This is a genomic window from Alphaproteobacteria bacterium, assembly GCA_018662925.1.
Classification (GTDB): Bacteria; Pseudomonadota; Alphaproteobacteria; order 16-39-46; family JABJFC01; genus JABJFC01.
In genome coordinates this window covers 1-26,946 of sequence record JABJFC010000049.1, presented here as the reverse complement: position 1 = coordinate 26,946, position 26,946 = coordinate 1, and the positions used below count along the sequence as shown (strand labels likewise).

23 protein-coding genes are annotated in these 26,946 nt (G+C 41.0%); all 23 read right to left on the bottom strand.

Features of this window, described 5'->3' with window-relative positions; all coding sequences use genetic code 11:
* Nucleotides 1–6 precede the first annotated feature (6 nt).
* Nucleotides 7–1,509 carry a hypothetical protein gene (locus HOL16_03575; protein ID MBT5389775.1) on the bottom strand — a complete coding sequence of 501 codons (1,503 nt, stop codon included), beginning with the start codon at nt 1,507–1,509 and terminating at the stop codon, nt 7–9.
* Nucleotides 1,497–2,318 (bottom strand): hypothetical protein, encoded by an 822-nt coding sequence (locus HOL16_03570; GenBank protein ID MBT5389774.1) that lies wholly within the window; start codon nt 2,316–2,318, stop codon nt 1,497–1,499. The genes HOL16_03575 and HOL16_03570 overlap by 13 nt, the downstream gene beginning before the upstream one ends.
* 70 nt (nt 2,319–2,388) lie before the next feature.
* Complete coding sequence (locus tag HOL16_03565) at nt 2,389–3,099, bottom strand: class I SAM-dependent methyltransferase (protein ID MBT5389773.1); 711 nt, start codon at nt 3,097–3,099, stop codon at nt 2,389–2,391.
* A gap of 35 nt (nt 3,100–3,134) precedes the next feature.
* Nucleotides 3,135–4,154, bottom strand: a complete 1,020-nt coding sequence (gene pseI, locus HOL16_03560) for a pseudaminic acid synthase (protein MBT5389772.1) — start codon at nt 4,152–4,154, stop codon at nt 3,135–3,137.
* Nucleotides 4,144–4,818, bottom strand: coding sequence for a PIG-L family deacetylase (locus HOL16_03555; protein MBT5389771.1), 675 nt, complete (start codon nt 4,816–4,818; stop codon nt 4,144–4,146). The genes pseI and HOL16_03555 overlap by 11 nt, the downstream gene beginning before the upstream one ends.
* Nucleotides 4,815–5,489, bottom strand: a complete 675-nt coding sequence (locus tag HOL16_03550; protein ID MBT5389770.1) for a methionyl-tRNA formyltransferase — start codon at nt 5,487–5,489, stop codon at nt 4,815–4,817. Before HOL16_03550 ends, HOL16_03555 begins: the two co-directional genes overlap by 4 nt.
* Nucleotides 5,486–6,907: a UDP-2,4-diacetamido-2,4,6-trideoxy-beta-L-altropyranose hydrolase gene (gene pseG, locus HOL16_03545; GenBank protein ID MBT5389769.1), complete on the bottom strand. Its 1,422-nt coding sequence runs from the start codon at nt 6,905–6,907 to the stop codon at nt 5,486–5,488. Before pseG ends, HOL16_03550 begins: the two co-directional genes overlap by 4 nt.
* The gene (locus HOL16_03540; GenBank protein ID MBT5389768.1) at nt 6,904–8,919 is read right to left on the bottom strand and encodes an aminotransferase class III-fold pyridoxal phosphate-dependent enzyme; all 2,016 of its coding nucleotides are present in this window, start codon (nt 8,917–8,919) and stop codon (nt 6,904–6,906) included. The genes pseG and HOL16_03540 overlap by 4 nt, the downstream gene beginning before the upstream one ends.
* Entirely contained in the window at nt 8,916–9,776 is an 861-nt protein-coding gene (locus HOL16_03535; GenBank protein MBT5389767.1) for an aldo/keto reductase, read from the bottom strand. The genes HOL16_03540 and HOL16_03535 overlap by 4 nt, the downstream gene beginning before the upstream one ends.
* Complete coding sequence (gene pseC, locus HOL16_03530) at nt 9,767–10,957, bottom strand: UDP-4-amino-4,6-dideoxy-N-acetyl-beta-L-altrosamine transaminase (protein ID MBT5389766.1); 1,191 nt, start codon at nt 10,955–10,957, stop codon at nt 9,767–9,769. The genes HOL16_03535 and pseC overlap by 10 nt, the downstream gene beginning before the upstream one ends.
* 14 nt (nt 10,958–10,971) lie before the next feature.
* Nucleotides 10,972–12,015, bottom strand: a complete 1,044-nt coding sequence (pseB, locus tag HOL16_03525) for a UDP-N-acetylglucosamine 4,6-dehydratase (inverting) (GenBank protein MBT5389765.1) — start codon at nt 12,013–12,015, stop codon at nt 10,972–10,974.
* Between the two features lie 12 nt (nt 12,016–12,027).
* Entirely contained in the window at nt 12,028–13,125 is a 1,098-nt protein-coding gene (locus HOL16_03520; GenBank protein MBT5389764.1) for a glycosyltransferase family 4 protein, read from the bottom strand.
* Between the two features lie 91 nt (nt 13,126–13,216).
* The gene (locus tag HOL16_03515) at nt 13,217–14,032 is read right to left on the bottom strand and encodes a class I SAM-dependent methyltransferase (GenBank protein ID MBT5389763.1); all 816 of its coding nucleotides are present in this window, start codon (nt 14,030–14,032) and stop codon (nt 13,217–13,219) included.
* Nucleotides 14,025–14,867: a hypothetical protein gene (locus HOL16_03510; protein ID MBT5389762.1), complete on the bottom strand. Its 843-nt coding sequence runs from the start codon at nt 14,865–14,867 to the stop codon at nt 14,025–14,027. Before HOL16_03510 ends, HOL16_03515 begins: the two co-directional genes overlap by 8 nt.
* A 57-nt stretch (nt 14,868–14,924) precedes the next feature.
* A complete protein-coding gene (locus HOL16_03505) occupies nt 14,925–16,673 on the bottom strand; it encodes an ABC transporter ATP-binding protein (protein MBT5389761.1) in 1,749 nt (582 codons plus the stop codon).
* A 23-nt stretch (nt 16,674–16,696) separates the two neighbouring features.
* Nucleotides 16,697–18,631 (bottom strand): asparagine synthase (glutamine-hydrolyzing), encoded by a 1,935-nt coding sequence (gene asnB, locus HOL16_03500; GenBank protein MBT5389760.1) that lies wholly within the window; start codon nt 18,629–18,631, stop codon nt 16,697–16,699.
* Nucleotides 18,632–18,651: 20 nt separating this feature from the next.
* The gene (locus HOL16_03495) at nt 18,652–20,973 is read right to left on the bottom strand and encodes a glycosyltransferase (protein MBT5389759.1); all 2,322 of its coding nucleotides are present in this window, start codon (nt 20,971–20,973) and stop codon (nt 18,652–18,654) included.
* 4 nt (nt 20,974–20,977) lie between these two features.
* Nucleotides 20,978–22,138 (bottom strand): DegT/DnrJ/EryC1/StrS family aminotransferase, encoded by a 1,161-nt coding sequence (locus HOL16_03490; GenBank protein MBT5389758.1) that lies wholly within the window; start codon nt 22,136–22,138, stop codon nt 20,978–20,980.
* 127 nt (nt 22,139–22,265) lie between these two features.
* Nucleotides 22,266–22,766, bottom strand: coding sequence for a transcriptional activator RfaH (locus HOL16_03485; protein MBT5389757.1), 501 nt, complete (start codon nt 22,764–22,766; stop codon nt 22,266–22,268).
* Nucleotides 22,763–23,365, bottom strand: coding sequence for a winged helix-turn-helix transcriptional regulator (locus HOL16_03480; protein ID MBT5389756.1), 603 nt, complete (start codon nt 23,363–23,365; stop codon nt 22,763–22,765). The genes HOL16_03485 and HOL16_03480 overlap by 4 nt, the downstream gene beginning before the upstream one ends.
* A gap of 175 nt (nt 23,366–23,540) precedes the next feature.
* Nucleotides 23,541–23,666, bottom strand: a complete 126-nt coding sequence (gene rpmJ, locus HOL16_03475; protein ID MBT5389755.1) for a 50S ribosomal protein L36 — start codon at nt 23,664–23,666, stop codon at nt 23,541–23,543.
* Between the two features lie 88 nt (nt 23,667–23,754).
* Nucleotides 23,755–25,716, bottom strand: a complete 1,962-nt coding sequence (gene asnB, locus HOL16_03470; GenBank protein ID MBT5389754.1) for an asparagine synthase (glutamine-hydrolyzing) — start codon at nt 25,714–25,716, stop codon at nt 23,755–23,757.
* A gap of 32 nt (nt 25,717–25,748) precedes the next feature.
* Nucleotides 25,749–26,681, bottom strand: a complete 933-nt coding sequence (locus tag HOL16_03465; GenBank protein ID MBT5389753.1) for a glycosyltransferase family 2 protein — start codon at nt 26,679–26,681, stop codon at nt 25,749–25,751.
* Between the last annotated feature and the right edge of the window lie 265 nt (nt 26,682–26,946).

Below are 26,946 nucleotides of genomic sequence, written 5' to 3'. Positions count from 1 at the left end.
ATAGGCCTAAAGACAGACTTCCTTTTTAAGATGCTCCCAATACTCATCAAACAACTCCTGACGACTATCTTGATCGTACCACAGTTTTGTATAGTCAAGTTCGAAGCCTGTCTCATATACCGCCCCTATCCATTTTTTAAGATGTGATTCGTGAGACTTCGTGTCGAACCCTTTCTCTAAGACATCTAATATCTTCTGAGGTAAGGAGGTTAAATCTGTGTGGACGTGTACATCTGGTAATTTTTCCGTTAGACCATAATTTCCTAGCTGGATAACAGGTTTGTTGAAAACTGCCCCTTCAAAAATAGTCGTGCTAACAGGCGCAATAATCATTTCAGCTTTTGAAATAAGATAATGACCATTATAGTCCGGTCTAATTAATTTTACGTTTGGTAAGCCCAAAAGCTTTTCGTAATAGCTCACACCTCTATAGCCGATCATAGCTGGGTGTTCTTTAACGACTAAACACAAACTACCAGGTAAAGATTGAGCAACCAGCCTAGCCGTTTCAATTTGGTTATTAAAATATGGCGAAAATAAGTCTATCTGTGCTTCTGGCTGAAATTGGAGAGGAAAGTATACATACTTCTTATTATCATTAAATTCTGAATAGCCTGTATATTTACGCGTTTTCCACCTCTGATATTTATAAACAAAATGATCTCTCACCATCGTATAGGGTGTAGGGAAATCTATATCTGGGCCAAGCGTATTTACTGCTTTCGTATAGTTAAATGCAAACTTTTTAAGCAATAAGATTAATGAATAGAAGAACTTCATTTCTTTTAAAAAAAAATCACCCACAGAAGAATATTCTCTTTTAAGTTTTATAAATTCCTTTTCATTCTTCTTTTTTTCTTTTTTTAAGTGTTGCTCTACTTTTTCCAGATGAAAGTGTTGCTCTCTCTCTAAAACATTAAAGAACTCCCCTTCTCGAAAAAATGTATCATTCGCAAACAAGAAGACACCTTCAACTTTTGAATCTGTGACAGAAACAATTTTTATGTTGTTCTGTTTACAGAGTAAATTTGCAACCACGTGAACAAAAGAAGCGTGGACAGGCATAATAACTAAGTCAATTTTATTATTAATTAAAATGTCCTTCAAAAAAGTATAAACAGACTTGATGTATGCAATAATGTATTCATCGGAGGCACGCTTTCTAAAACTATAATAAAATTTCTCTCCATAATTTTTTGTAAGCTTTCGCACACAACTAACAAGCGGCCATACGGTAGCAATTCCCAATCCCTTACAGATAGTCTCCAACGTTAAATCTTTTGGAACTTCATAAGATAACGGCGTATAAATAATATCATCGTAGTTAAAGATTTTCTCATACTTCACATCTTTTTGAGTCGTTACATATTCAAAAGCCGTGTTTTTCATAGTTATCGCAAATAAATGATTTTGTTCCTCTTGAAATTTTTTGGCTAAGGATGCCCCTATTGTAAAGCCCCATTGACGCTGTTGGAAAATTAGGATGTTCTTCCCACTCAACTTTGACATGACAGCCTCCAAACAATAGAAGGTGTTAAACGAGGACAAAAACCTTTCTTGAAAAACTCAATATTTTTTAGTTTGTTGTCATCGTTATCTGACATGATCGATCCTAAGTGACAATATCCATGAGGATTTCTCATCTGAGAACGCACTATACCCATATAAACAGGATAGTGTGCTATCCCCAGGTGAAATAAGTCTCTTTGATACACTCCATTAAAATATCTCGATCTTTTGAATTCATCTAAAAAGAAAGATCCTGCAACAAGCTCATCATTTAAATAGGCTAGAATGAGTTCTCCTCCCCCATTCTGAGAAAGCCCTGCTTGGATATCCCAACTCTCGTCGGATCTTGTTTGTCGTCCAGATATTAAGGCATGAAATTCTTTAAATTTCATAAATTTATCGTATGAATAATTTTGAGCATTTACCACATCCACAACTAGATTTTTCCTTCCCCAGTTAACCAGTGATTTATAACTCTTACGTAATCCCTTAAAAAAATTTGCTTCTGTAAAATCTTGAAAATCTATATGTAAATTAAAAAGAAGCTCATAAGTAGCCTCCTGATTAAACAATTCCGCACTCATCGTACTCAGATTTCCCTCATAAAGCTTATCACTTAAGAGTATTTCTGAACAACCTTTCGAGTTTGCAATCTGCTTTAAATTTTGGACAATTAGTTTTGCACTTTTCTTGGAAATATCGTTCGAATCACAAAATAGATCTGTGGGTAAAGGTTGGCTATTGTAACACAGCTTTTGTTCAATTTTGTGGCTTGGGATAGAAACGATCGAACTATCCTCTAAAGACATTTCAAAGGTTAAATCACGAAATTCTTCTCCATAGTATTCTTGATAATACTCGGCTAAGGAACGACTATTATTAATCTTTTCGGAGCACATAACTTAGCCATTCAAATTTTTTACTGCCAAATTCATAAGACTTTGACACAGTCTCAAAATAAGTGATGCCCAACTCTGGGACACTCTCTAAAACTTTTTCCACACAGGACTTAGTGAGAAACAAAAAAGGATATTTTTGTCCCCGATAAATAGCTTCAGGATTATTATTTTCTTTAAGGGTACAATCATCCAATCTTTCAGCATCAGTACTTATTAAATAATCATGGGCCCCTTGGGATGGGACATATGAATAGAATAATCCACCAGGTTTCAAAGTTCTACTAACCTCAGTAATAAAACTCGTATAATCTTTATAGGGGAAACAGTACCCTGAAAAAACATCCACAATAGAATCAAAAAAGTTGTCCTCATAAGGAAGCTCTAGCATAGACGCGACCTGAAGTTCTGCAACGCCCCCCTCTTCCTCTAGTTTTTTCCGACAGAGTTTGATTGCTTCCTGAGACAAATCCAAGCCATAGGTATCAAATCCCTCCCTTGAAATGGACCATAAGTTACCCCCCGTTCCACATCCAACTTCTAATATTCTCTTAGTTTTTCGGATTTCTTTCGAAAGCTTAAAAAACTCGCGGCCTAAAAATCGTGCCAGCTCTTCGTTGGGATAACTCCTCTGAGCCGACATCCCCAGAGAAAGATATTCCTGCTGATAGTGCTTTTCAGTCTTATGAACCATAAACGTCTCTCCAAAATGGAAAGTTCTTTAATATGTTACGCAACATCAAACATATCCATTTGTATAGGGCTTCCAAACTCAATATCAACGAGAGCTTTCTTTCCGATCATTGCCGAATAATTTTTTGGCGCAACACCATATCCGGGCCGTATGATTCTTATATTTTCAGCATTAAAGACATCACCCGTTTTGATATCTTTCACTGCGTAAACGCTCCGCCTAAAAGCTTTATTGCCTAACTCAGCTTTCGATCTCTCAAAATTAACTGCCCCTATGGATTGATGAGCCCTCTTTGTCTCCTCACATAGTACCTTTAATTCATGGGGCTCTAAGGAAAAGGCAGAATCAACTCCGCCATCAGCACGGGCCAAAGTTACGTGTTTTTCAATGACTTCTGCTCCCAGTGCCGCGGCTGCGACAGCAACTGTCGTTCCTAACGTATGATCAGAAAGGCCTATTTTTATGCCAGGAAACAACCTTTTTAACTCAATCATGGTGGCAAGGTTTGTATCTTCTACTGCAGCAGGGTAAGAGCTCACACAATGCAATAGAGTCAGATCTTTACATCCACCATCTTGGGCAACCCTAACGGCTTCCTTGATTTCCTCAAGACTGGCAAGCCCTGTAGACATAATCATAGGTTTTCCCTTTCCCGCAACATATCGAATTAGTGGATGATGGGTAAGTTCAAATGAAGCAATCTTATAGAGGGGAACCTCTAGTTTTTCTAGAAAATCTACAGATGTCTCGTCAAATGGCGTTGAAAAAACCTCTACTCCCAGTTCTTTACCTTTATCGAATAAGGCAGGATGCCATTCCCATGGAGTATGAGCTACCTTATATAAGTCATGAAGCTTATAATTATCCCAAAGGCCCCCCTTAATCATAAAATCGGGCTTATCGCAGTCTATGGTCATCGTATCTGCTGTGTAGGTTTGAAGCTTTACGGCATCAGCACCAGATTCTTTAGCCATCTCCATAAGCTTAAAAGCGCGATCGATCTCGCCGTTATGGTTTCCAGACAACTCAGCAATGATATATGGTTTATTTTTCATCGTCGATACTCCTCACCAATATGAATCCTTCTGCGTAAGGGATTGAAACTGTCGCTCCCCTTACTTGGCCTAGTGCTTTGATATTCTCAATTGACCTAGGATGGGGATATGGTCTTACTTCAGTTTCATAGCAATTAATTAATTCAATTTTAGAATCGATCTGGTTTTCAATTCCCACAAAATAGTTTGGCCTAAATGGTTCATCTTCAATCTGCCACTCAGTACTTGAAGGAACTTCATAGGCCAAAATTTTCTTTACAGATGTCGGACTTCCAGGTCGTGTTGCAGTCAAGGTTGCCTTGGCCGTTAAGGAATGATCAATATTTAAGTCATTCCAAAAATGAGTATAAATTATGTCAGGTTTTACCTTTTGCAAAAAAGTCTCAATTTCCTGGACAATATCTAAAAGTGGCACTGAATCAAGTTTGTTATCTGGGAAATTAAGCCTTTCAAAATGTTTTGGATTCAGACACGCCATAGCTGTCCTAAGATCGCTTTCTCGCTTTGAAGTCTCTTTGGAAGAAGCGTCTTTTCTAGCCGAGATCCCATCGGTCATAAACAAAAGAGAAAGTTCGTCTCCCTTTGACTTGTGCTTCAACAAAGTCCCACCACAACCAAAAGCTTCATCATCAGGGTGCGCAGAAATTACAGCAATTTTCTTCATACTCTTGTAATCCTTACTTGGGCTGTTATGTGATCATCACTTTTCTCAGGCTCAGAAAATTCGATCTTCATATTTCCGTAGATTATATGAGAACGGGGATATGTCTCAGCATCCAACATACGGATGTGATCGTATATTACCTCTAAATTCTCGTTTTGAGGAACTTCGTTATCCTTCCCCTTTCGACGTTTAAAAATGACAGGTTCTCCTTGTTGAGAAACCGGCACAGGATTAGTTTGAGTCAATTCTTTTATCATGGAACATATAATCTTGGTAGAACGCACAAATATATCCTGAGCCCTTCCGAGCAAAGATAAATTTCTCTTCATATAAACTGGTCCAGCATCTAATTCATTTTGCATTCGAAGTGCCGTAATCTTTGTATCTTTGTGGCCTCTTATAATCAAATTCTGAATGGGGCTCCCCCCTCGACCATAAGGAACATCACTCGAATGAAAGCAAACGCACTCAAAATCCTTAATTATGTCTTCAGGAACGATCCAACTCCAGTGAAGAAAAAATACGTATCGTGGACTTGCCTCTTTTAAAAAAGAATATGTTAACTCTTCTGCGCTAGAGATTAAGTGCCACTTTCCGGGCAACTTAGACAGGTCTTTATGGTACAAATCTAAGTTCCAAGGCTTTATGGTGCAGACAATATAAGAAGTCATTTTCTTAGAATAAAACTCCCATTGGAAACATTCTCAAAACCTGCTTTTAGCAAAGACTTTCGCGAAGTTTCATTTTCATCATTTACAACAGCCTTAATCCTGAATGGATATACCAGGTTGCATGCAATCTTCAAAGCCTGTGTGCCAATGCCTTTGCCCTGAGCACTGGTTGTAAGATACCAACTTAAAACGAAATCGTCATCATTCTCATCATAAGAAAGTGTTAGCGCCCCATAGGAATCCTTTTTAGATTGGATGAGCCAATACTGATCAATTGAATTACTTAATTTCTTTGTAAACCACTCTTTATGTTCCTCAAGTGATGGTCGAGACGGATTATTGAAATGCTTTCTTAACTCGGGCTCTACTTGCCATTGAAAAATTTTTTCCATATCTGTCGACTTAACTGGAACGAGCTCTACCTGGCTCTCTTCACTTAAAATAGTTTCAACCACTCTATTTACACCAAATCCGTCTATCAAAGGAGCTACAGTATTTGATAATTTCTGAAAAAAAGTAGGATCGTTTAAGCATTTGTTAAAAAGAAATTCTATGTCTTTGGTCTTACCTGGGTAAAAAGTCTCACAAAGAGTGTCATATATTTTTTTCTGGTTCGCTGCCGTTTGAACCAATACAGATGGAAGCCCAAGGCAACATCTCTCCCAAATACTGCTGCCGGAAGCTCCTATGGCTAAATCTGCCTGGTTCAACAACTTTGGCATATCTGCATTAACATATATTTCCACTGAATTAGACATACTCTTTGTAAAATCACTTATAATTTCTTCGTACTTTGACGAAAAGCCCAGAACCACATCTATACTTCCCCTGAACCCAGACTCTTTAACCATTTTCAAGGCCTTCAAAGTATAATTTTGTGGATCTGTTCCCCCCATAGATATCAAGATTTTTTTTATTGAATTCCTGTTCTTTCTTGATAGAAAACTCTTTGGCCTTAATTCAGAAATCTGTCTTTTTATAAGAGAGTATTTACTTCCAGTCAGAATCTTGCATTTCTCTGGAACGAACCCATTATAATCTGTAGCATCCCTCCCATAGGTTTGATCAATAAGTATGTCGCAATCATGTTCCCGATTTGCGAGATCATCAATTACCAAAATTTTGTCAGCATGTTTTCTAAAATGTTGTTCATAACTTTTATCAAGTTCATAGTGATCAACAATCAATAAATTGTGAAAAATTGGAGAATCGTAAAGTTCCACCGGATCAACGGCTTTGAATTCCTTGAGTTTAGATATAAGCGTATGCGCTTCCTTATTTGAAACAAAAAAGCATTCCCAGCCCTTCTCTTTCAGTGCTTCTGCCAAAACAATACAGCGCATAACATGGCCTGCTCCTAACTGTTCAGAAGCATCACATCGGAAAATGGCGCGAGGAGAATTCATTGTTTTATTCATCTGACGCTAAAAACTGGCTCGACGACAGGCCCAGTAATTGAAGTTGATAACTTATTGTTTTTTAAATGAGAACTTAAAGACTCAAGCGTTACTTCATAGGCATCCAAAACAGCCTGAAAATCTTCAGCATCGTGGGGGTAGCAAATATTATGACTACTATTGATCAGAACCCCATGTTTGATCATTTCTTGCATAAAGTATGTCTTTATATGATGGGAACTATGTTGACCTACATCACTGAATTTGATGATTTTCCAAGGAGCATATCCACAAAATTGAATAGCATCCGAAAGACCGTATTTCTTTATCTTTTGTTGAGCATCCCCCGAAAGCCGCTGACCAAAATCCCACAAATGTCCTATAACATTCTTCTTTTCAATGACGTTGATTGTCGCTAAAGCAGCCGCAATAGAAATAGTTTCCCCGCCAAACGTTCCCGAAAAGAAAATGTCTTCCATACTCTTCATTATTTTCTTACTTCCCACAATGGCAGAAATGGGCATTCCATTCCCCATGGCTTTCCCAAAACAAGATATGTGTGGCGTTACATCGAAGTACTCTTGAGCCCCCCCCAAGGACATACGAAACCCTGTAATAATCTCATCAAAAACAAGGAGAGTTCCATATCTTTCGCATAAAACTTTTAACGTTTGAAGAAATCCTTCTTGAGGCTTGTACATGTTACAAGGCTCTATAATTACGCTGGCATATTCTTCAGTCTTTAAGAGTGTTTCAAACCTATCAATATCATTAAAGGGAACCGATACGGTTAATTCAGAAACAGATTTTGGAACGCCCATATCACGTGTTGTCGTTCCCACGTACCAATCATGCCAACCATGATACCCACAAGTCACTACTTTATCCCGCTGTGTATAAGCCCTCGCCAATCTAATAGCTGCAGACGTCACGTCAGAACCATTTTTCGAAAAACGAACCTGTTCAGCAGAAGGAATAATCCTGCAAAGTTTTTCTGCTAGTTCAATTTCCAAGGAAGTCGCCAGGCTGAAAGTTATTCCCTTCTGCAGCTGTTCTTGAATTGCGTAGTTAACATCAGGGTCCGAATAGCCTAGAATACTTGGAAGCAATCCACTTACTAAATCTACATATTCATTTCCATCAACATCCCAAACGCGCCCCCCCATCCCATGACTCAAAAATAAGGGTGATCGTTTTGGATACTGGATGTGCGACTTGCTAAAAGTCTGGCTCCCCAGAGGAATGACCTTTAAGGATCTTTTAAGCGCTGCATCTGATTCCGTAAAGGTTGAACAAACAGTTTTTTCATCTCTGATAGATTTAGCGTACCCCTCATTTCTGTTCATGGAGGGTTGCTTCTCATTTCCCAAAACTGAGAGCAGCTCCACGTAACTGCTAAAATCTTTCCCTACCTTTTTGCAGATGGTTTCAAGGTATTCCAAATCCTGAGACGTATCGATTGTCCAACGATATTTCCCCAAATCCGGAAGTGGGCAAGACAAATTGAGCACTTTAAATTTTGCTTGGTTATTTCTTATGTATGAAGTCACATGCTCCCGATCAGCCCTTTTGACTGCCATCCGATGACTAGACTCAAGAGCGGAAAAGGTAAAGGCTTCACAATCCAATCCATCTGGCCAAGTCACTGGTAGTATATTTGAAGCGTAGTCAGCATGCCCCAATGCCACAAGAGATAAAACCTGCCCAGCCACGTTCGGATCCAAAAATGGGCAGTCAGCTGTAATCCGAATAATTACATCTGCCTTCATTTTCTGCGCAGCATTATAGTATCTATCTAAGACATCATGTTCATTCCCTCTAAAGCACTCAACTTTATGCTCCTTACACCATTGAACAATAGGCAAATCTGACTCCTGATCAGACGTCGCAACAACGACCTGATCAATAAGCGGGATCTCTTTTGATCTTGTTACTATCCACTCAAGAAGTGGCTTTCCAGCTAATTCTTTCAAGACTTTTCCTGGAAATCTAGTCGATCCCATCCGGGCCTGAATAATGGCAACTTTCTTCATTGAACTGCCCAGTTCCTTGGATCCACATGCACAACGTTTTCACACTGAAGCAGGTCGTAATTTGGAATTTGATTGGGTAAACTTTTCCAGCAATCCATAATACCCGACAGCTCCGTGGCTAAATTCACACCAATAACCCACTTGCTTACGCTCGAGCTAGCTTTAGCAAAAAGGAGGCACATTTGTAACGGCGTTAGGTTTTCATTTTTACACATAGACTGAAATCGATTCCAACTTGGCTCCAAGTTTGAAAGACCTAAAGGCAACTTTTCAGCAAGGAGCACTCCCTGAAGAAATAATGAGCGTGCATATACTTCTATATGATGCTTTGCGTAAATTTCTTTCATATCCTCTTGAATGAACCGCTGATCCAAAATATTTACAGGGCATTGAACGATATCCAATGACAACCACCCTGAAAGAGACTCGACTGTTTCTGGATCATAGACAGATACCCCAAACTTCTGAAGGCACCCTTTCTCTTTGAAACTATGAACCATATCAACAAATTCTTTATGTTTTAGGGTGTTGAAATTCTCTGGATCATGCACCAAAAGACCATATATGGGTCGACTCCCAAACAGCTCATACATTTTCCAAAAGGATTTTTCAAAATGCTCCAAACCATTCTTGATGCATATTTTAGAAATGATTCTTACCTGTGAGTCTGATCCCTTGAACCAATCCGCGACGACATCTTGAGCTTTTCCATAACCCACGGCTGTATCAATAGTATCCATTCCTGATTGCACTGCCAGATCTAGAATGCCATAGGAGTCGCTCTTAGAGGGCTGCCCCGTTACGTTTGTGACCCCATAGGCAGATCCCAACTGTGCTGTTCCAAGAGCTAAGCGCATAGGTCTAAAATACTCTCGATCACATAATCAGTGTTTTCTGAGCTTAACCCCACATACAGTGGAATAGAAAGACATTGGCTATAAAATGCCTCAGCACCTTCTAAATGTATATCTCCATAGAGCTCACGGTAATACGGTTGCTTATAAACGGGGATATAATGCACTTGCGTTCCAATGCCCCTTTCTTTTAATTCAGTCATCACCTGAGTTCTGGTTTTCCCCAAAGCCTCGAAATCTATAAGAAGTACATATAAATGCCAAGCCGGATTGGAATGGGCAGTCTTAACCAATGGTTGTAGAAAACTTTTTCCAGAAAAGGCCGAATCATATTTCGCCACAATATCCTGTCTCTGTGATTTATAAGCACTAAGCTTTTTCAACTGGCTACAGGCAAGAGCACAATTTATATCACTAATCCGGTAATTAAAGCCCAGGTTCTGCATTTCATAAAACCACGGACCGCGCTCTTCATTTTGGTGTTGAGCCCCCCAATCACTTTCATTTCGAGTCATGCCATGGCCTCTCATTAAAGAAAGCCGCTTGGCATAAGAAGCATCATTGGTCGTGACGGCTCCACCTTCTCCCGCAGCAATGGTTTTAACCGGATGAAAAGAAAAAGTCGTAAGATCACAATATTGACAAGTCCCAACAGGGAATTCATCTCCATTTTTAGCGATATAAGTTGAGCCAATTGCATGGGCCGCATCTTCAATGATTTTTAATTCGTATTTTCGGGCAACCTTTTCTATTTCTTCTAGGTCTCCACACTGACCTGCAAAATGAACATTTATGAAGGCCTTAATCTTAGTTTTATCGACACACTGTTGAATAGATTTCTCTAACAGCTCAGGTGTCACCAAAGCCGTCTTAGGATCCACATCTACAAATCGTACATCTGCTCCTTCAAAACGAACAGAGTTTGCAGTCGAGAGAAAAGTAATCCCCGGCACAAGAACGACATCTCCGGGTTTGATCCCTAGAGCACTAACGGCTAAATGGAGAGCCGTTGTACCATTGGAACAACTAAAGGCATGCTTTGAACCCGTTACCCCAGCCAGAGCCTTTTCAAATTGCTGAACAGCTGGACCTGTTGTTAGCCAATCTCCGCTCAGAACACTGACAACGTTTTGAATATCTTCCTCGTCAATACTTTGGCGCCCGTAAGGGATGAATGTACTCATGCTACAAACTTTTTTTATGCTACTTTTGAACTAACAGAATCGGAAGTCTCACGAATCATCATATTTAACTCCTCCGGTTTCAACCACTCATCATTCTGATCACTGGAATAAATAAAACGCTCTGCGACCTTAGAACAAGTTTTATCATAATGCTTTGCGCTTTCAAGGTTCCCAGGGCAGAGAACAAATCGATCCTCCAAGTTGTATGTGCTATTAGATTCGTCGGCTGTTAACATCGCCTCGTGCAATTTTTCACCCGGCCGTATACCTATTATTTTTGTGTCAATTCCTGGAGCAATAACCTTTGCCATATCAATGATCTTCATACTTGGTATTTTTGGAACAAAGATTTCACCACCCTTCATAAGTTCTATTGAAGAAAGGACAAAATCCACCCCTTGTTCCAAAGCTATCCAAAAACGTGTCATCCGATCGTCTGTAATAGGCAAGAATGGAACATTAGTCTGTGCCATTTTTTGGAACATAGGTACTATGCTGCCTCTAGAACCAATTACATTTCCGTAACGAACGACAGAAAATGTAGTAGGATCATTTCCCTGAATATTGTTTGCCGCCACAAAAATCTTATCAGCTGCTAACTTGCTTGCCCCATAAAGATTGATAGGACTAACCGCTTTATCCGTAGATAATGCTATAACCTTTTTGACTTTTTGTCTAAAAGCTGCTCTCACGATGTTTTCAGCACCTATTACGTTTGTATGAATACATTCATATGGATTGTATTCAGCAATTGGAACATGTTTCAACGCTGCAGCATGGACAACCACATCTATATCTCTGAAAGCCATTTCTAAACGATTATAATCCCGGACATCTCCAATAAAAAAACGGAGAAATGGATATTGTGCCTCTGGGAACTTTTGAGCCATCTCATACTGTTTTAACTCATCACGAGAAAACACTATCAGCTTCTTTGGTCTATATAGCTGAGAAACCTTCTTTATAAATGCTTGTCCAAATGAACCAGTTCCTCCAGTCACTATGATGGAGGCGCCATCAAATTCAGGTTTCTTAACTAAAAAATCTTTTAACATCATATTATCCTATTTTCATATGGCAGTTAAAACACGCTTTGCGCGTGCATCCCAGGTGTATTTCTCCTTAAAACTAGAAAAGGCCTTTTCTGAAAGCGTCTTTCCTATTTTAGGATCGGTTACAAGTTTAGAAATTGCAGCAACCCAACCTTCTATATCATCCGGTCTCACAAAAATCGCACTCTCATCATGGGACAGTACTTCTCGAAGAACAGGTAGATCTGAACAAATGATTGTCTTTTTCCAACTCATGTATTCAAACAATTTCAATGGTGACATAAAATCCACCGTATTCCCTTTTCCACCATAGGTTGAGACCTGATGCTGATAGGGAGCTAAAGCAATATCGATGTTGGGGTAAATAGACTTAAGTTTACTGTGGGGAAGATGACCATAAAATTTGACATTCGAGGGAACTTCAAAAAGATTCTTTTGCCTTTCAATCTCTTCTTTCTCACCCCCTATGATTTGGAAACTAATATCTCTCAGCTTTTGAGCAACTTGTAGAATAACATCGATCCCGCGGCCGTTGTAAATCTGACCCACATATCCGACTTGAACACCCTTCCTCTCACATTTCTGCCCAAAGGAATCCTCCGAAACAGGATCTGCACCATCGTGGCAAACAAGAACAATTTCTTGAGAAAGCTCTGAAAACTCGCGCAAATAAATAGCTTTCAGCTTTTCCGAAATGACAACAAGTTTCTGAAAGTATGCCGACTTAATAATTTTCTTTTGAAGAAGATAATCTAACTTATTTCTTGGTGGATGATGGGATTCAAATACCATTGGTATTCTCAGCTTCAAACAAGCCCGCAACCAATACTGATTTCTCGAATAAATAAGGTCTGGTGACAGGCGTCTAACTTTATTTCTAATTCTTCCATAACCATATAAGATAGAAGGAATGGGGCCCACCCTAACACCAGGAAGCTTCTCTTTCAGATGCCATAAGAAACCCGACAACCAATAGCTCTTTTCATCATTACAGGAGACAGAGAAATCCGGGGTCACATCGTAATATGAAAATGCATCCTTAGCCAGAATAGTTCCTGGCAAGCACTCTAGGGTAACTTTGTGCTTTAATCTAGAAAAGGCCGAACACATTTTCATAACATGCACTGAATTCGCCGATGACGAAGGTATCTCAGAATGTGAAAGGTACAATAAGTTCATTTTAAATCAAAAAGTCGTACAACTAATCCTAACGAACAAGGCTTTTTTTGCCTTTAGACTCTGTCTTTGATATTGGCTTATTACATGAAAAAGCCGTTATAATGCCACCAATGCTCTCTTTATCTTCTTCCTTTTGATCGTACCTGAAGTAAACATTTTTAACATCGGAAGAAAAAAGGTTGTGAATAGATTCGGTGCTATCAACAAGACCAGTTCCAAAATGCATTCCAGAGGGCTGATACGTAAGCCCAATAGCAACGATCCCGTTATTCTTTAAAACTCTTTTAATCTCTGAAGCCGCCAAAGTTTTATTATTGCTATAAGGAATAACCCACCCACAGATGACTAAATCAAATGTGTCATTAGCATAGGGCATATCATGAATATCCCCCAGATCAACACGGGGAGAATAAGTATGAAGATCCAGTGCTTTAATGTTCTTCAACTTAAAGCCATACCCCATCAAATTGAAAATTTCCCCTTCTGTGCGAGGGCCGATGATTAGAACTTTTGTGTTACCGGAGTTCTTAGTAAGCCTATCAATACCCATGAGAGGACGTATGAGACGTGATGATCTCTGCACCGAAAATGAAGATAATAAATCTTTGAAGGCCTTATAACTAAAAGCAAAAACCTTTAGATTATGACTCAGAGTAGACCTGTTTTTGTCCTGCGCAATATTTTCTGACCCCTTTTCAATATCTTCTAAAGTTCTATATTTCACCCTCACAAAACGAAAATACAGATAACGTGGAAAACAAATCATAAATCTAATGAAATCAATTAGTAACAGCTGCTTCACAAACCTATAAAAGGGCCTCAAAAGACTGTAAATTTTATCCATTTTTAAGCTTAACTCCATCTTTTCGAATGAAAACTTCCTTGCCTACATAATTTATATTAGATATAAATTTCTGATCAAAATCACATTTTTTCCAATGATCTACCATCGAACTATGTTTAACGCGATCCTCAATATAGTCTTCTAGATAATCGGAATCTGTTCCAAAACTTGCAAAAATTACTGACCTTTTGCGACAAACTGGTCTTTTGAAAAGATTTGGAACAAAATCTTCAAAACACGTTGGTAAAGAAATATTAGGGAACCCTTTTAACCTAATTGCGTGCCCAGAGTGATGAATTCTCATGCTCCAAATCAATAGGTCTCCTGCTTTTGATGGAACATTTATTGATTTTGGAGGGATAAGCCCCTTGAAAGTCTTATGACTTTTTAAATATTGGGCAATTCCCATAAGACCATGCTTACTTATGCAAAGGCTTCTATGAGAGGCGGGACGCAATTTAAGGCCCCCGCTATATTCATCACAATCCTGAAGGTATAAGCCTATCCTGTATACAGAGTACTCTCGGGTAAAATCAAAATCATCATTCTTAGAATCATTGTGCATCGTCCTAGATCCTCTAGGTTTTGCAATATTATCGTATCTTGCCCCACTCTCACCAAAATAGATTAATGGTGCTCCAATTAAATTTTTCAGTGGCTCAATGATGCGTTTATCAAAAATAATTCCTTTGAAGGCTTTATCACTTAACACATCTCCACCGTCATGTTTTTCGGAACACTCTCTTAGCCACTCTACTTCTTGTTTGGTAAAAACATTCTTTAAGTGAATGTATCCCTTATTATGGAAGAATTCCTTTTGTGAATCAGTCAGCATCTGTACCTCCATTATGAATTACAATCATCGTGTCACTTTCTAGAAATAACAAAGTCTTCACGCTTTCTTCTCGTGTTGAAGCTCTCCTTCTTCGACTATTCCATCTTTAATATGAATAATCCGCTGGCAGTCCCTTAATGTTGATAAGCGATGGGCAACCATAACCACTGTACAAACTTTACTTAATTTTCCTATGGTATCCATCAGTTTCTTTTCAGTTGCATTATCTAATGCAGACGTCGCTTCATCAAAAATCAAAACCTCAGGATTATGGTATAACGCCCTGGCAATAGAAACTCTCTGCCGCTCACCACCTGAAAGACGAACGCCATGCTCCCCCACAATTGTCTTTACCCCATCAGGCAACTTAAGAATAAATGTCGAGAGTTGAGCGCCACTAATGGCTGTTTCCAATCTTTCTATATCGATCTGTTCCGCTTCCACACCGAAGGCAATATTTGCTTCGATTGTATCATCAGTCAAATAAATTGATTGGGGAACATATCCAATCATTTTATGCCATTGGGGCGAATTTACAGGATACTTTCCATCAATCAAAATATCACCTTTATAAGGCCTTAAGAGACCTAGAAGCATATCAATGAATGTAGATTTTCCTGAACCAGTTTCTCCAATAATTCCAATACTCTCTCCCTTTTGAAGAGTCAGCGTAACATTCTTTAGAGCATCCGTATCAGCACTTCTGTACTTAATGAATGCATTGCGAATTACGATATTTTTCTCGAATTTTAATCCTGGTACATTCACATAATTCTCTTTGGAAAATGCGGTAGAGTATTCCTGATCCATCCGTTCAACCGATGGAATGACCGTTTTAAAATTATTAAGCTGACCTATTATCCTATTTAAACCAGGCATTACTCTAAACCCAACATAAAGATACCCGCCTAACATTCCTAACATTTGTTGCGGCTGATCATAGTTCACTGACATATATGAAATTGTTAAAACGAATAACCCAACAAATAAGACCTCTATTACAACGCGTGGCAACGTATTTGTAGCAGTTTGCACGGCTTGAATCCTAGAACGTTTCTGAGAAATTCTATGATAAACCTCTATGAAAGTATCTTGCTTTCCCAGTAGCAAAATCTCTTTAAAGGCATGGAAAAACTGCAAAAGATTTTTCGTACTTAATAAAGCTGTCTCCTGCAAGTGTTTCCCCCAGTTATAAAACATAGGAAGAAACCACTTATAGATGCAAAATCCGACAAAGCCACCAATCCCAAAAATAAAACCGAAAAGAGAAGGATCCATAAAGACAATCATCCCAACGAGACAAACAAATACCACCCCTTCGGAAATCACTGCTGCCAATGCAGGCATCCCAGTAGAATAAACCTTCTCAATATCCCCACCAACCACTGTCATTCCAAAGGAGGAATTCCTCGTGAGATAGAGGCTATAGTCCATATATGTGTATCTCTTAAGCATTTCTTTCTTAAAGTTGTAATTCATCCTTTGTATGGAAAAGTTTTGAAAAAAGGCCTCAAATGCAGAAATCATATTTTTAACTAGGTAAATAAGCCCGAATAAAATTGCCAGATAAAGAACAACCTGATCACTTCTCACGTAACCTTCCAGACCTGCTTTTACAATATATTTCATCCCCAATTCGGGTTGGTTAATTACCTGCGCAAAAACAACGATGACCGAAGCTGTAACAATCTCCAGTGCCGATGAAATAAGCGCAATTCCAACAAACGAAAGCCATTCTCTCTTTTCCTTTGGGGTAAGCAGACTTCTTAACTTCTGAACGGCAGATATAACTGATGGCGTTGACATAAATTACTCTATTCTAAATTTTTCTATAACCATTTCTGGCACCATGATTGGAGCATTAAAGCGCTCCACAACTGATACTGCCAATCGTGTTTTCCTGACAAGTGTTCTTGCCACTTTTGATTTATAGGTTGCCACTTCATAAGCCCATACCGATCTATGGAATCTTTAGAAAGCAGTTCATGAGCCCACTCCTTAAGAGGGCCCCGAAGCCAAGCCTGAACGGGAACACTAAAACCCACTTTCGGTCGATCAAAAAGTTTCCTAGGCACATGTTGATCTAAAATTTGACGCAGAATCCATTTGCTCTGACCCTCTCGAATCTTGAATTTTTGTGGCAATCGCCAAGACAACTCCACAAGCCGATGATCCAGTATGGGCACACGTACTTCCAAGGATTTTGCCATGCTGGCACGATCAACCTTGGTCAAAATATCCCCTGGCAAATAGGTCATTGTATCCAAATACTGCATTCGTTCTACGGTATTAGAGACACTTGCTGGAATAGGCGTGTTCTCCATCATATCCAACGGATTGTCCGCCCCAACAGCAACCTTCTGTGGCTGATCCCAATGGCTCACTAAGTTATGGTAAAAGCTCTCCGTATCCTGACTGTAAATATGGGACAACCTGTGCATTTTTTCCCCTGGCCGAGACATTCTCATGGCCCCAGGAGCAAACTTTAGAATAGAATCCCATACTCCCGTCGGGCAACTCCGAATTGCTGAGGAAATTAATTGCCTCATAGGCTGGTTCGTAAAACGAGTCATCTTCTGAAACCTTTCCACCGTCGTGTAACGATTGTAACCGGCAAAAAGTTCATCCCCCCCATCTCCCGACAAAGCCACCGTTACATGTTTGCGTGTTAGCGCAGACACCAAATACGTTGGAATCTGTGACGAATCGGCAAAGGGTTCGTCGTAAATATCTGACAATTTTGGAATGACCTCTCTCGCTTCCTGAGATGTCACATAAAGTTCTGTATGATCTGTCTTCAGATGCTTCGCTACCGCTGCTGCATACTGAGCCTCATTATAGCCCTTTTCCTCAAATCCAATGGAAAAACTCCGAATCGGGGTCTTAGAGTTCTTTTGCATGAGGGCTACAACTGTCGAAGAATCAATACCACCGGATAAGAATGCCCCCAAAGGCACATCTGCAACCATCCGGCGCTTTACAGAATCTTCGAGTAAATCTCCAACTTCCTGAATGACTTCCTCATCATTTCCAGAAAGTAAATTGTCTTTTCCAGTTTGAACGGCGTCTTCCAAAGTCCAATAGGATTCAACAATTGGAATACCCTTCACCCCATCAAAAGATAGCATGTGCCCGGGCTGTAGCTTTTCAATACCCCTATATATGGTGAGAGGGGCAGGGATATTACTATACCGTAGAAATGAGGCGACCGCATTCCGATCCACATCCTTTGGGCAATCAGGATGAGTCCGCAAAGCCTTTAATTCAGAGCCAAATAACAGTTGCTTCCCGATCAAACCCCAATAAAGTGGCTTGATGCCAAGTCGATCTCGCACAAGAGTTAACCGACGCTCTCTCTTGTCCCAAATGGCAAAGGCAAACATTCCAACCAAACGCTTTGCCATTTCTTGCACACCCCAAACAGCACAGCCCTCTACGAGAACTTCCGTATCGGAATGGCCCCTGAAAATCCTGCCTTTGGCCAGTAACTCGGTACGCAGCTCCTCTGCATTATAAATTTCGCCATTGTAGATGGTCACAAACTGGCCACAGGAGGACTCCATGGGCTGATGGCCTGTCTCCGTCAGATCAACAACCGTTAACCGTCGGTGCGCCAAACAGACTCCCGTTTCGGCATCGACCCATACATCTCCTGCATCGGGGCCCCGATGGGACAATACATGGCCCATTGATTGGCCAACCTTAACCATTTTAGGTTGAGACAATCTCGTCTTAAGATCTATAAAACCGGCTATGCCACACATGTGCCTACGTACTTCTCCATCTAGAAGCTTCCATAATTTTGCACTCGAACAGCAGAAATCTCATCCACTGATTTTCCCTCTAATAAACCTTCATAGAGTTGATTATAGTTCGCTATGCACTGCTTTTGAGAAAATCGATCGCGAACACGGCAATACCCAGCTTCTCCCATACTTCGGGAAAGCTCCTTATCCTTTGCTAGTTTCAAGATCGCTTGGCCTAGTGAATTGGGGTCGTGAGGTGAAACAACTATGCCAGTCTTCCCATTTATAACTGCTTCTGGATTGCCCCCTACATCAGTAACAACCATAGGGAGCCGAGCGGCCATCCCTTCGAGTATAAAATTTGAAAATCCTTCTTCATGTGATGAGAGAACTCCCATATCTGAGGCAACAAGAAGGTCTGGAACATCAGAACGAGATCCAAGAAATGAAACTGAGGCATCCAAACCTAGCGATGAAACCTTGTCCACTAATTTATTCTTAAAAGCATCACCTTCCCCAACAACGATTAAATGCCAATTCTCTGGTAACCTACTAGAAATGCTTCCCAATGCCTCGAACAAATCCATATGCCCTTTATAGGGAATTAAATTGGCCACTATGATCATAACAAAGCTACTTTCCTGAAGGCCTAAGCGCTCACGAGTGTCACTAGTGCACTGAGTATTCTCAAATGATAAAAAATCGACGCCATTATAGATGAGACCCATCTGATTTTTCGTTATGTTAACTTCCCGTAACAATTGATCCGTTACCCCGATTGAATTCCCTAAAAAGGCATGCGTCCTCCTATTCAAACAGCTTTCAATCCAGCTTATGAAAGGATACTTTTTATGATAAGTGTTTAGACTTCTTCGGCTCATCACCCGCTTCGTATCAATACCCGCTACAAGTGCTACGATACTCCCAACAATATAGCTGGCTGGTAAAAAAAAGTGCGTCACTTTGGGGCGGGCACTACGAAATGTCTTAAAAAGCTTTACGGCAACAACTGGCCACATCAACCAACTTAAGGCTCTAAAGTTTCGAATCAAGGAAATGCCTTTTGGCATCAGAACCGGAAATCCTGACTCTTGAAGCGCCTGAGTGTTTTTACCAACCCCAAGCATGTTAAAAACTGTAGCATGAGCATTTTGTTGATTAAACCATTGGCACAAGCTTGTTACATGATTTTCAGTCCCCCCAACTCCGAGCTGGCTGATAACTAAAAGTGTGTCTATCCCTCCTTCTGGGACGGAATTTCTGGATTTTAAACTTTCAAATAACTGCGTCCAGCGTTTAGAAATTTTTGCTGAATCAAGATCTTTAACTGCTCCAGATGCATTTTCAGCCATATGCTGACGAAGACTATCATCATTCATAAGTTCTGAAAGTATCATTGAAAGTTTTTCGACATCATCACAGGGAACAAGTTTCCCATATCGCCCATCTTGCAATAGCTCCCGCGTTCCCCCGGGACAATCGGTTGCAACAACACAACAGTTTGAAGCCAGTGCTTCCATCACCACATTTGGATAACCCTCATAGCGGGCAGAATGAACAAACAAATCACACTGGCTAAGTCTAGATCGCAAGTCAGGAACGATCCCCTGAAACTCCACACGATCTTTTAGTCCTAATTTTTTCGCTCTATTTTTTAAGTTTTCAAGTTCAGGACCATCACCATAAATGGAAAGCGTCCAGGAAGGATTCTTATCTGCCACCCTAGAAAAAGCATCAATTAAAAAATCAAATCCCTTCTGGAAAGAGAGTCTTCCTCCAGCCACTACCTTTTTCCCCGTCCCCATTTTGGTATTGGTTTCGGTCAATACCTTCGCATTTAAATCAATGGGATTAGGAAAAATTAACGGTGTAATTTTTAGGGAATTTTCCATCCATTTTGCAATATCTGATGTTTGAACCACAACAGCGTCCGCAAGCCCGTAGGTTAACACTCTAAGGGCTGATCTCATTTTACCTATAGGGCAAAAACCAGGATGTACTCGTTCTGAAATAACAACAGACCAATCTTTCCTAAGAGATGCCAAAACAGCCGCCACATTTGTTTCAACCATAAAAGACACAACTATATCTGGTTTCAGCTGTGACAGTGCCTTTCTGAATTTCAAGATTCGTTTCAAATTCTTCAGCAAAAAGCTAATCACAGTGGCTTTCTTGTGATGCAACCCAAGCTGGTGAATTCTCACACGAGAATCTAATTCATACGCCGAGGAAGTTCCTTCTTCCTCATAAGTCATTAAATTGACCTCGTGGCCCTTTTTAACCCACTGGTTACAAAGGATTGCTGCGACACGTTCTGCACCGCCAGCCTCCATGGAAGGGATAAGAAAAGCAATACGCATGGTATTAAAGGGAGGCCCTAACCCCCTCAATGATTCTCGATTGATCAGATTCCTCTAAATACGGATGCATGGGCAAACTGAGTACTTTGTGTGAGAGACTTTCGCTTACCGAAAGAGAGTCTGTCGCCCGCAAGAATTTATCGTAGGCCTTTTGAAGATGAAGAGGAATAGGATAATAAATAGCCGTCGGAATCCCTAATGCTTTAAGATTTGCAACAACTTTATCACGATCTTGCCCTTGCAGCACAACGGTATACTGAGCCCAAATAGAAGTGGTTCCTTCCAACAAATCTGGGACCTGAACCACATCTCTAAGAGCCTCGTTATAGGTATCTGCAACTCGTTGGCGTTGTTTCAATTCTTCGGGAAAGATTTTTAACTTCTCAAGTAAAATAGCGGCTTGGATGGTATCTAGACGACCCGTTATCCCAATACGAACATTTTCATACTTGTTGATCCCTTGGCCATGAATCCGCATGCTTCTTAAAATTTCGGCAAACTCATCGTTATCCGTAAAGATAGCTCCCCCATCGCCATAACATCCTAAAGGCTTGGCCGGAAAGAAACTCGTCGCTGTTGCATCTCCAATTGTTCCACATTTACGCCCTTTATAGGTAGCGCCAAAACACTGGGCCGTATCATCTAAGACCCACAAGCCATTCTCATCAGCAATGGCCTCGATTGGCTCATAATCAGCCGGCTGACCAAAAAGACCCACAGGAATGATGCCCTTTGGCGTGAGACCATTTTTCTTTGCCGCCTGGATGCCTTGCTTCAAACTGTCAGGGTCCATATTAAACGTATCAGGCAGGACATCCACGAATACAGGTGTCGCTCCAAACCATGTCACAACTTCCGCCGTCGCAACAAAAGTAAAGCTGGGAACAAAAACCGCATCTCCCGGTCTGATTTCTTTTGCTCTTAAGATCAGCGCTAAAGCATCGGTCCCACTTGAACAGGAAATAACATTCTTAGCCCCACAAAAATCCGACAACGCCTTTTCCAACTCAAATACTTCTGGACCCATGGCATACATTCCATGATCCAATACCCGCTGAATAGCGGCATCAATTTGAGGGCGAATACGCGATTGCTGTGTCTTCAGATCAATAAAAGGAATTGCCTGAAGGGCTGGCTTCGATTTTAAGGCATAATTTGTTGTCATTTATGGATTCCTCTTGAGTGTCATTTCTTGGAAAACGCCGCTTCACCACGGCTGCCGCAGTCTGGGTGAAAATCACCAAGACTTCTGAAAACTTTTAAACCATACACATTAAGACGCTATTTTAAACTTAAGCCGCCTTTATGGTATGTATGGGAAGAGCCACTTTTACTTCTCGGCCCAAACAGGAAAGAAGCAATTGAACGCGTGCATGAGTGGTCATCTCTTCAAAAACACCAACGTGACCGGCAAAAACGCCGTCTAAAACTTCAACTCGCTCTCCCCTTTTGAAAAGAGCTAACGACGAAAGCGACAAGCCTTCCTGCTCATCTTCTTGTTCCTGCAACTCTTCTACAACTCCCGTAGGCACAGAGAGTGGTTTTTCCTCGTGACGCAATAAATAAGAAACCCCTCTGGTAGAATCAATAGCCTTCCAGCGGTCCTGTTCCACATCAAAGCCAACGAAAATATATCGCGGAAAAAGGGGGGCCAGAATGGTCTCTACTTTCCGAGCATGGCGTCGAAGAGTTTTAATGCGAGGAATGTATACAGAGAAGCCTTGAGCCCTAAGATGGTCTTCGGCTTTAGATTCCCCGTAAACCTGAGTATGGGCAACGTACCAACGCTTCATGCTGCTTTCTCCTTACGAGATAATACCTTCCGCGAGATATGTGACAACGGCAAGGTAAGGATTCTTTCTTCCGGCCACTGTGCTTTAAGGGAATCAAAGATCTTCTGGGGGCTTATGATATCTGTGACAATAACACAATCAAACTGGGTTCCTGCAAGTTCAGAAATTTCAACAATACTGAGATCATAGGAAAATTGATGGGAAACCAATTGCATAACTTCTGCAATCTCACCCTCTCCCAATAGGGCTATTTTCTTCCAACCTGCCTCCTCACACAGCTGTGCAAGCTGATCACACTGAGATCTCGCATTTCGAAAGAAAGTCAGAGAATTGCTTAAGTAGTCGGAAATCATTTGGCTTTTTTCTACTAAACCTTGGGAAGTCACAAAATAAGCAAATCGACGAGCAGGTACCTGACTTACCCGAACATATCCCTTATGGATTAAGCGCTTCAGATAGATATTGACCAAGCCCACTGCAATCCCCAATTCCGCAGCCAAACTCCGTTGAGATATTTCAGGCTCTCCCTCAATAGTACTCATGAGTCGAACCATTACTTCGCACTCAACCGCATCTTTAGAATTTCGAAATGTTGCCATAGATTTTAGCACCTAACTTCAACCACATGATCATGGCGTGAACGTAGATCCAATAGGGGATGATGTCAAGCAACTTAACCTGAAAAAACACAAGAGATATCTTGTGAAAAATACAGAAACTAACTTACTAAAAAATAGGGATAAATCATCAATCCCAGCCAATACTCTACTGGAATTAGCCCTGGCGTGCCTTGAAACGGGGCTTTAGCTTGTTAATAACGTAAACACGACCATGGCGACGAATAACACGACAAGCTTTATCACGTGTTTTTAAAGTCTTTAAAGAATTTACAACTTTCATACTGTCACCTATACAAATCTTACTAATGGTCGCCTAAGCGAGCCTAAATGGCCCCAATTGGTGAGTCTGTTTACCAACTCCATACCTATTAGTCAACAATCTTTTCCCCGAGCCACTGAGACGCCCACTGCTGAAAAACAAGAACCGGCCATAAGATATTGTGTAGATTTCGTCCCCGTTGGTGAGCATCCCATAGTTTCAAAATATATTCCTGATTTAAAAATCCCTGCGTTTTCATTTGGTTGCTATTAAGCAAATCGTCAGCCCAGGATCTCAGACCTTTCCGCAACCAATCACCAATGGGCACTTCAAAGCCCTGTTTAGGTCGGTCCACCAGTTCTGAGGGCACATATCGATACAGCGCCTGTCGAAGAATCCATTTAGCTCCCTCAGAAGGATGACTCTTCCATTCCCAAGGCATCCTCCAGGAAAGTTCTGCCAAATTATGATCCAAAAAGGGAGCCCGCACCTCCAGACCCACAGACATACTTGCCCGATCCATTTTGACTTCTAGATCATCGGGCAAATATATTTGGGAATCCAAAAACATAAACTGTTCAGGAAGTGAAGCCATACCATGGGCACTACAGGCCTCCTGAGTGAAAGCAGTTGAATCTAGACTCTCTCCAGCTGCCACTTGCCCAAACAACGCCCCCGGAGCTTGATATCGCTCATACACCTCTTGTGGTGTCTGACATGCCCATTTCTTTGAAAGTTTCAAAAGCTTATCACCCGGCCGTGAAGGTCGTTTTTTTAAACCCCCAGCCTGATTCAAACAATTAGCAATCAATTGAACCGGCATCTTTTTCATAAGCGTACGAACGGAATCAGGAAAGCTGGAGATTCCTTTCCAGTCCTGAAATGCTTTCTCGTAACGAGGATATCCTCCAAAAAATTCGTCACCCCCATCGCCCGAAAGGGCAACTTTTACATGCTGACGGGTTATTTGCGTCAACAAACATGTGGGCAGTTGGGACACATCTGCAAAAGGCTCATCATAAACAAGGGGAAGATTTCGTATCTGCTCCAAAATATGTGATTCGTTCACATAAACTTCTGTGTGATCCGTGCCCAAATGCTCCGCCACCTGCTTTGCTTGGTGCGCTTCATTGAAACGCCGATCCTCAAAACCAATGGTATAGGTTTGAATGGGCTTTGAGGCCTTTTTTTGCATCAAGGCAACAACCATAGAAGAATCAATGCCACCAGATAAGAAAGCTCCCAAAGGCACGTCGGCATGCAAGCGCTGAGCAACGCTTTTCTCAAGGGCATTCTCGAGAGCATCCACAGCTTCGGGAATACTGCCACCCCATGGATTTTTCTTGGAGTCCGCGGCCTTATCACTCGCTTTCCAGTAGAGTGCAATATGCTCCGTTCTCGTCTGAAAATCCCTTGGAGATAAGGTTAAAAATCGTCCTGGCAGCAATTTATTGATGCCTTGAAAAATGCTCTTTGGCGCAGGAATATAGCCGTACCTCAAAAACTGTCCTAGGCTATCTCGATCCACTTCCCCCTTCCAAGAGGGATGCTGAACTAAGGCCTTCAACTCTGATCCAAAAAGAAAGACGTTGCCCATCCAACCATAGTAAAGAGGCTTTTCCCCAAAACGATCTCGAGCCAAAGAAAGGCTCTCTTCTTTTCGATCCCAAAGAGCAATAGAAAACATTCCCTCCAATGCTTCTAAAGTCTTATGGAACCCCCAATGGGCAACGGACTCCACAAGAACTTCCGTATCAGAATGCCCGTTCCATGGAATTTTTCTTTCTTGATCTAGCTGCTGACGGAGGGCCTTAAAATTATAGATTTCCCCATTGAATACAATCACATACCGACCATCCTTGGACAGCATTGGCTGATGGCCTTCTACGGAAAGATCCATAATAGAGAGTCTCCGAAACCCTAAGGCTATTCCTTTAGATTCATCAACCCAAACCCCAGAATCGTCAGGACCACGGTGGGTAAGTGTCGTTGCCATCTTATCAACAACAAAGGCGTATTCTTGAGTCCGAAGACTCTTTTGAAAATCGAAAAATCCTGCAAATCCACACATGAAGCTATGACCACTTCCTGTAAATGGGTCTACTATATATGGACATTTTGTTCTGCTTTATCAAATGCTTGCGCGCAATTCTCCAGGAAGGAAACCGTTTTCCTATCCGGAACAAAGTAAGAAGCGATACTATAATAAAACCACTTGGAGAAATGACTCTCTCCGTGATGGCGATGCAGGTATTTCCACGAACGTCCTGCTGCACGATGACACACAAACTTTTTTATTTCCCGAGGGACCTGTGGATGGTCCCTCATAAAATTTGCACACGCCATGGTGACACGCTGTAGCTGTCGGCCAACATTATTGGAAAGACGCCCCGTTACTTCCTCGGGAAGATAGGCCATAGGCATATGAACTTTAACAAAGTCTCCTTCAAGGGCAAGCCGTATGGTCAGAGTGTACTCCTGAGAATATCTGATTCGTTCGTCACAGCCGCCTACTTTCTGACAAGCTGTGGTTCTGGCTAAAAACTGTGTGGGATTGAAAAGGCTATTTTTAAGAGCCGCCTTCAAGGGGTTATGGATCTGATGAATCTCTGGCTGATCAGTGTAAAAACTTAAGTCAATATCATTGCGATCTTTGTACCGCTGAACGTCCCCATAGGCGAGGCATGCTTGAGGGTTTTGTTCTAGTCCGTTCAAAAGCGTCTTTGTTGCGTACTCACCCAACAAGTCATCTGCATCCACAAATTTGATGTAAGACAACCGCGCCGCCATGATTCCTTGATTGGTCGCATGGGATGATCCATGATTTTTTTGTTCAATGATCCGAACGTGCTTCCATTTAGACGTCAGCTTTTTCAATAAAGTTAATGACTCATCGGTCGACCCATCATCTATAAAAATAAATTCACGCTCAAAATCTCCCCGTTGGTTCTGTATAGCCAGAAGGACTTCGGGCAGATAAGTGGCCTTATTGTAAACGGGTACAACGAAAGATACACCAGACTCAGATTTGTTCATGAATACTCTAAAAGCTCCAAAAAGTTGTGGCAACTTTATGAAGCATAGGTTTTTCTGTCAACAAATTTGCCACATTTTGATTTCAAACCAATGGGAATCAGATGATTTTATTGGTTGGAGTGGGGCCCAAAATCCGCGATAGGAAGTTACATTTCTCCTTCAAGTTCAAGGGGACGCAGTTTTTTCGATCGAGCGCGAGTTTTTTTAGGTGTTAAATTTTTAAATCAGCAATAATTGACCCAAAGCGCTAAAAGTTACTCTAAAT

Bases quoted from the DNA above. Each gene is read 5' to 3' on its own strand.
- HOL16_03575 (MBT5389775.1), bottom strand. From the start codon at position 1,509: ATGTCAAAGTTGAGTGGGAAGAACATCCTAATTTTCCAACAGCGTCAA.
- HOL16_03570 (MBT5389774.1), bottom strand. From the start codon at position 2,318: ATGTCTTTAGAGGATAGTTCGATCGTTTCTATCCCAAGCCACAAAATT.
- HOL16_03565 (MBT5389773.1), bottom strand. From the start codon at position 3,099: ATGGTTCATAAGACTGAAAAGCACTATCAGCAGGAATATCTTTCTCTG.
- pseI (MBT5389772.1), bottom strand. From the start codon at position 4,154: ATGAAAAATAAACCATATATCATTGCTGAGTTGTCTGGAAACCATAAC.
- HOL16_03555 (MBT5389771.1), bottom strand. From the start codon at position 4,818: ATGAAGAAAATTGCTGTAATTTCTGCGCACCCTGATGATGAAGCTTTT.
- HOL16_03550 (MBT5389770.1), bottom strand. From the start codon at position 5,489: ATGACTTCTTATATTGTCTGCACCATAAAGCCTTGGAACTTAGATTTG.
- pseG (MBT5389769.1), bottom strand. From the start codon at position 6,907: ATGAATAAAACAATGAATTCTCCTCGCGCCATTTTCCGATGTGATGCT.
- HOL16_03540 (MBT5389768.1), bottom strand. From the start codon at position 8,919: ATGAAGAAAGTTGCCATTATTCAGGCCCGGATGGGATCGACTAGATTT.
- HOL16_03535 (MBT5389767.1), bottom strand. From the start codon at position 9,776: ATGCGCTTAGCTCTTGGAACAGCACAGTTGGGATCTGCCTATGGGGTC.
- pseC (MBT5389766.1), bottom strand. From the start codon at position 10,957: ATGAGTACATTCATCCCTTACGGGCGCCAAAGTATTGACGAGGAAGAT.
- pseB (MBT5389765.1), bottom strand. From the start codon at position 12,015: ATGATGTTAAAAGATTTTTTAGTTAAGAAACCTGAATTTGATGGCGCC.
- HOL16_03520 (MBT5389764.1), bottom strand. From the start codon at position 13,125: ATGAAAATGTGTTCGGCCTTTTCTAGATTAAAGCACAAAGTTACCCTA.
- HOL16_03515 (MBT5389763.1), bottom strand. From the start codon at position 14,032: ATGGATAAAATTTACAGTCTTTTGAGGCCCTTTTATAGGTTTGTGAAG.
- HOL16_03510 (MBT5389762.1), bottom strand. From the start codon at position 14,867: ATGCTGACTGATTCACAAAAGGAATTCTTCCATAATAAGGGATACATT.
- HOL16_03505 (MBT5389761.1), bottom strand. From the start codon at position 16,673: ATGTCAACGCCATCAGTTATATCTGCCGTTCAGAAGTTAAGAAGTCTG.
- asnB (MBT5389760.1), bottom strand. From the start codon at position 18,631: ATGTGTGGCATAGCCGGTTTTATAGATCTTAAGACGAGATTGTCTCAA.
- HOL16_03495 (MBT5389759.1), bottom strand. From the start codon at position 20,973: ATGCGTATTGCTTTTCTTATCCCTTCCATGGAGGCTGGCGGTGCAGAA.
- HOL16_03490 (MBT5389758.1), bottom strand. From the start codon at position 22,138: ATGACAACAAATTATGCCTTAAAATCGAAGCCAGCCCTTCAGGCAATT.
- HOL16_03485 (MBT5389757.1), bottom strand. From the start codon at position 22,766: ATGAAGCGTTGGTACGTTGCCCATACTCAGGTTTACGGGGAATCTAAA.
- HOL16_03480 (MBT5389756.1), bottom strand. From the start codon at position 23,365: ATGGCAACATTTCGAAATTCTAAAGATGCGGTTGAGTGCGAAGTAATG.
- rpmJ (MBT5389755.1), bottom strand. From the start codon at position 23,666: ATGAAAGTTGTAAATTCTTTAAAGACTTTAAAAACACGTGATAAAGCT.
- asnB (MBT5389754.1), bottom strand. From the start codon at position 25,716: ATGTGTGGATTTGCAGGATTTTTCGATTTTCAAAAGAGTCTTCGGACT.
- HOL16_03465 (MBT5389753.1), bottom strand. From the start codon at position 26,681: ATGAACAAATCTGAGTCTGGTGTATCTTTCGTTGTACCCGTTTACAAT.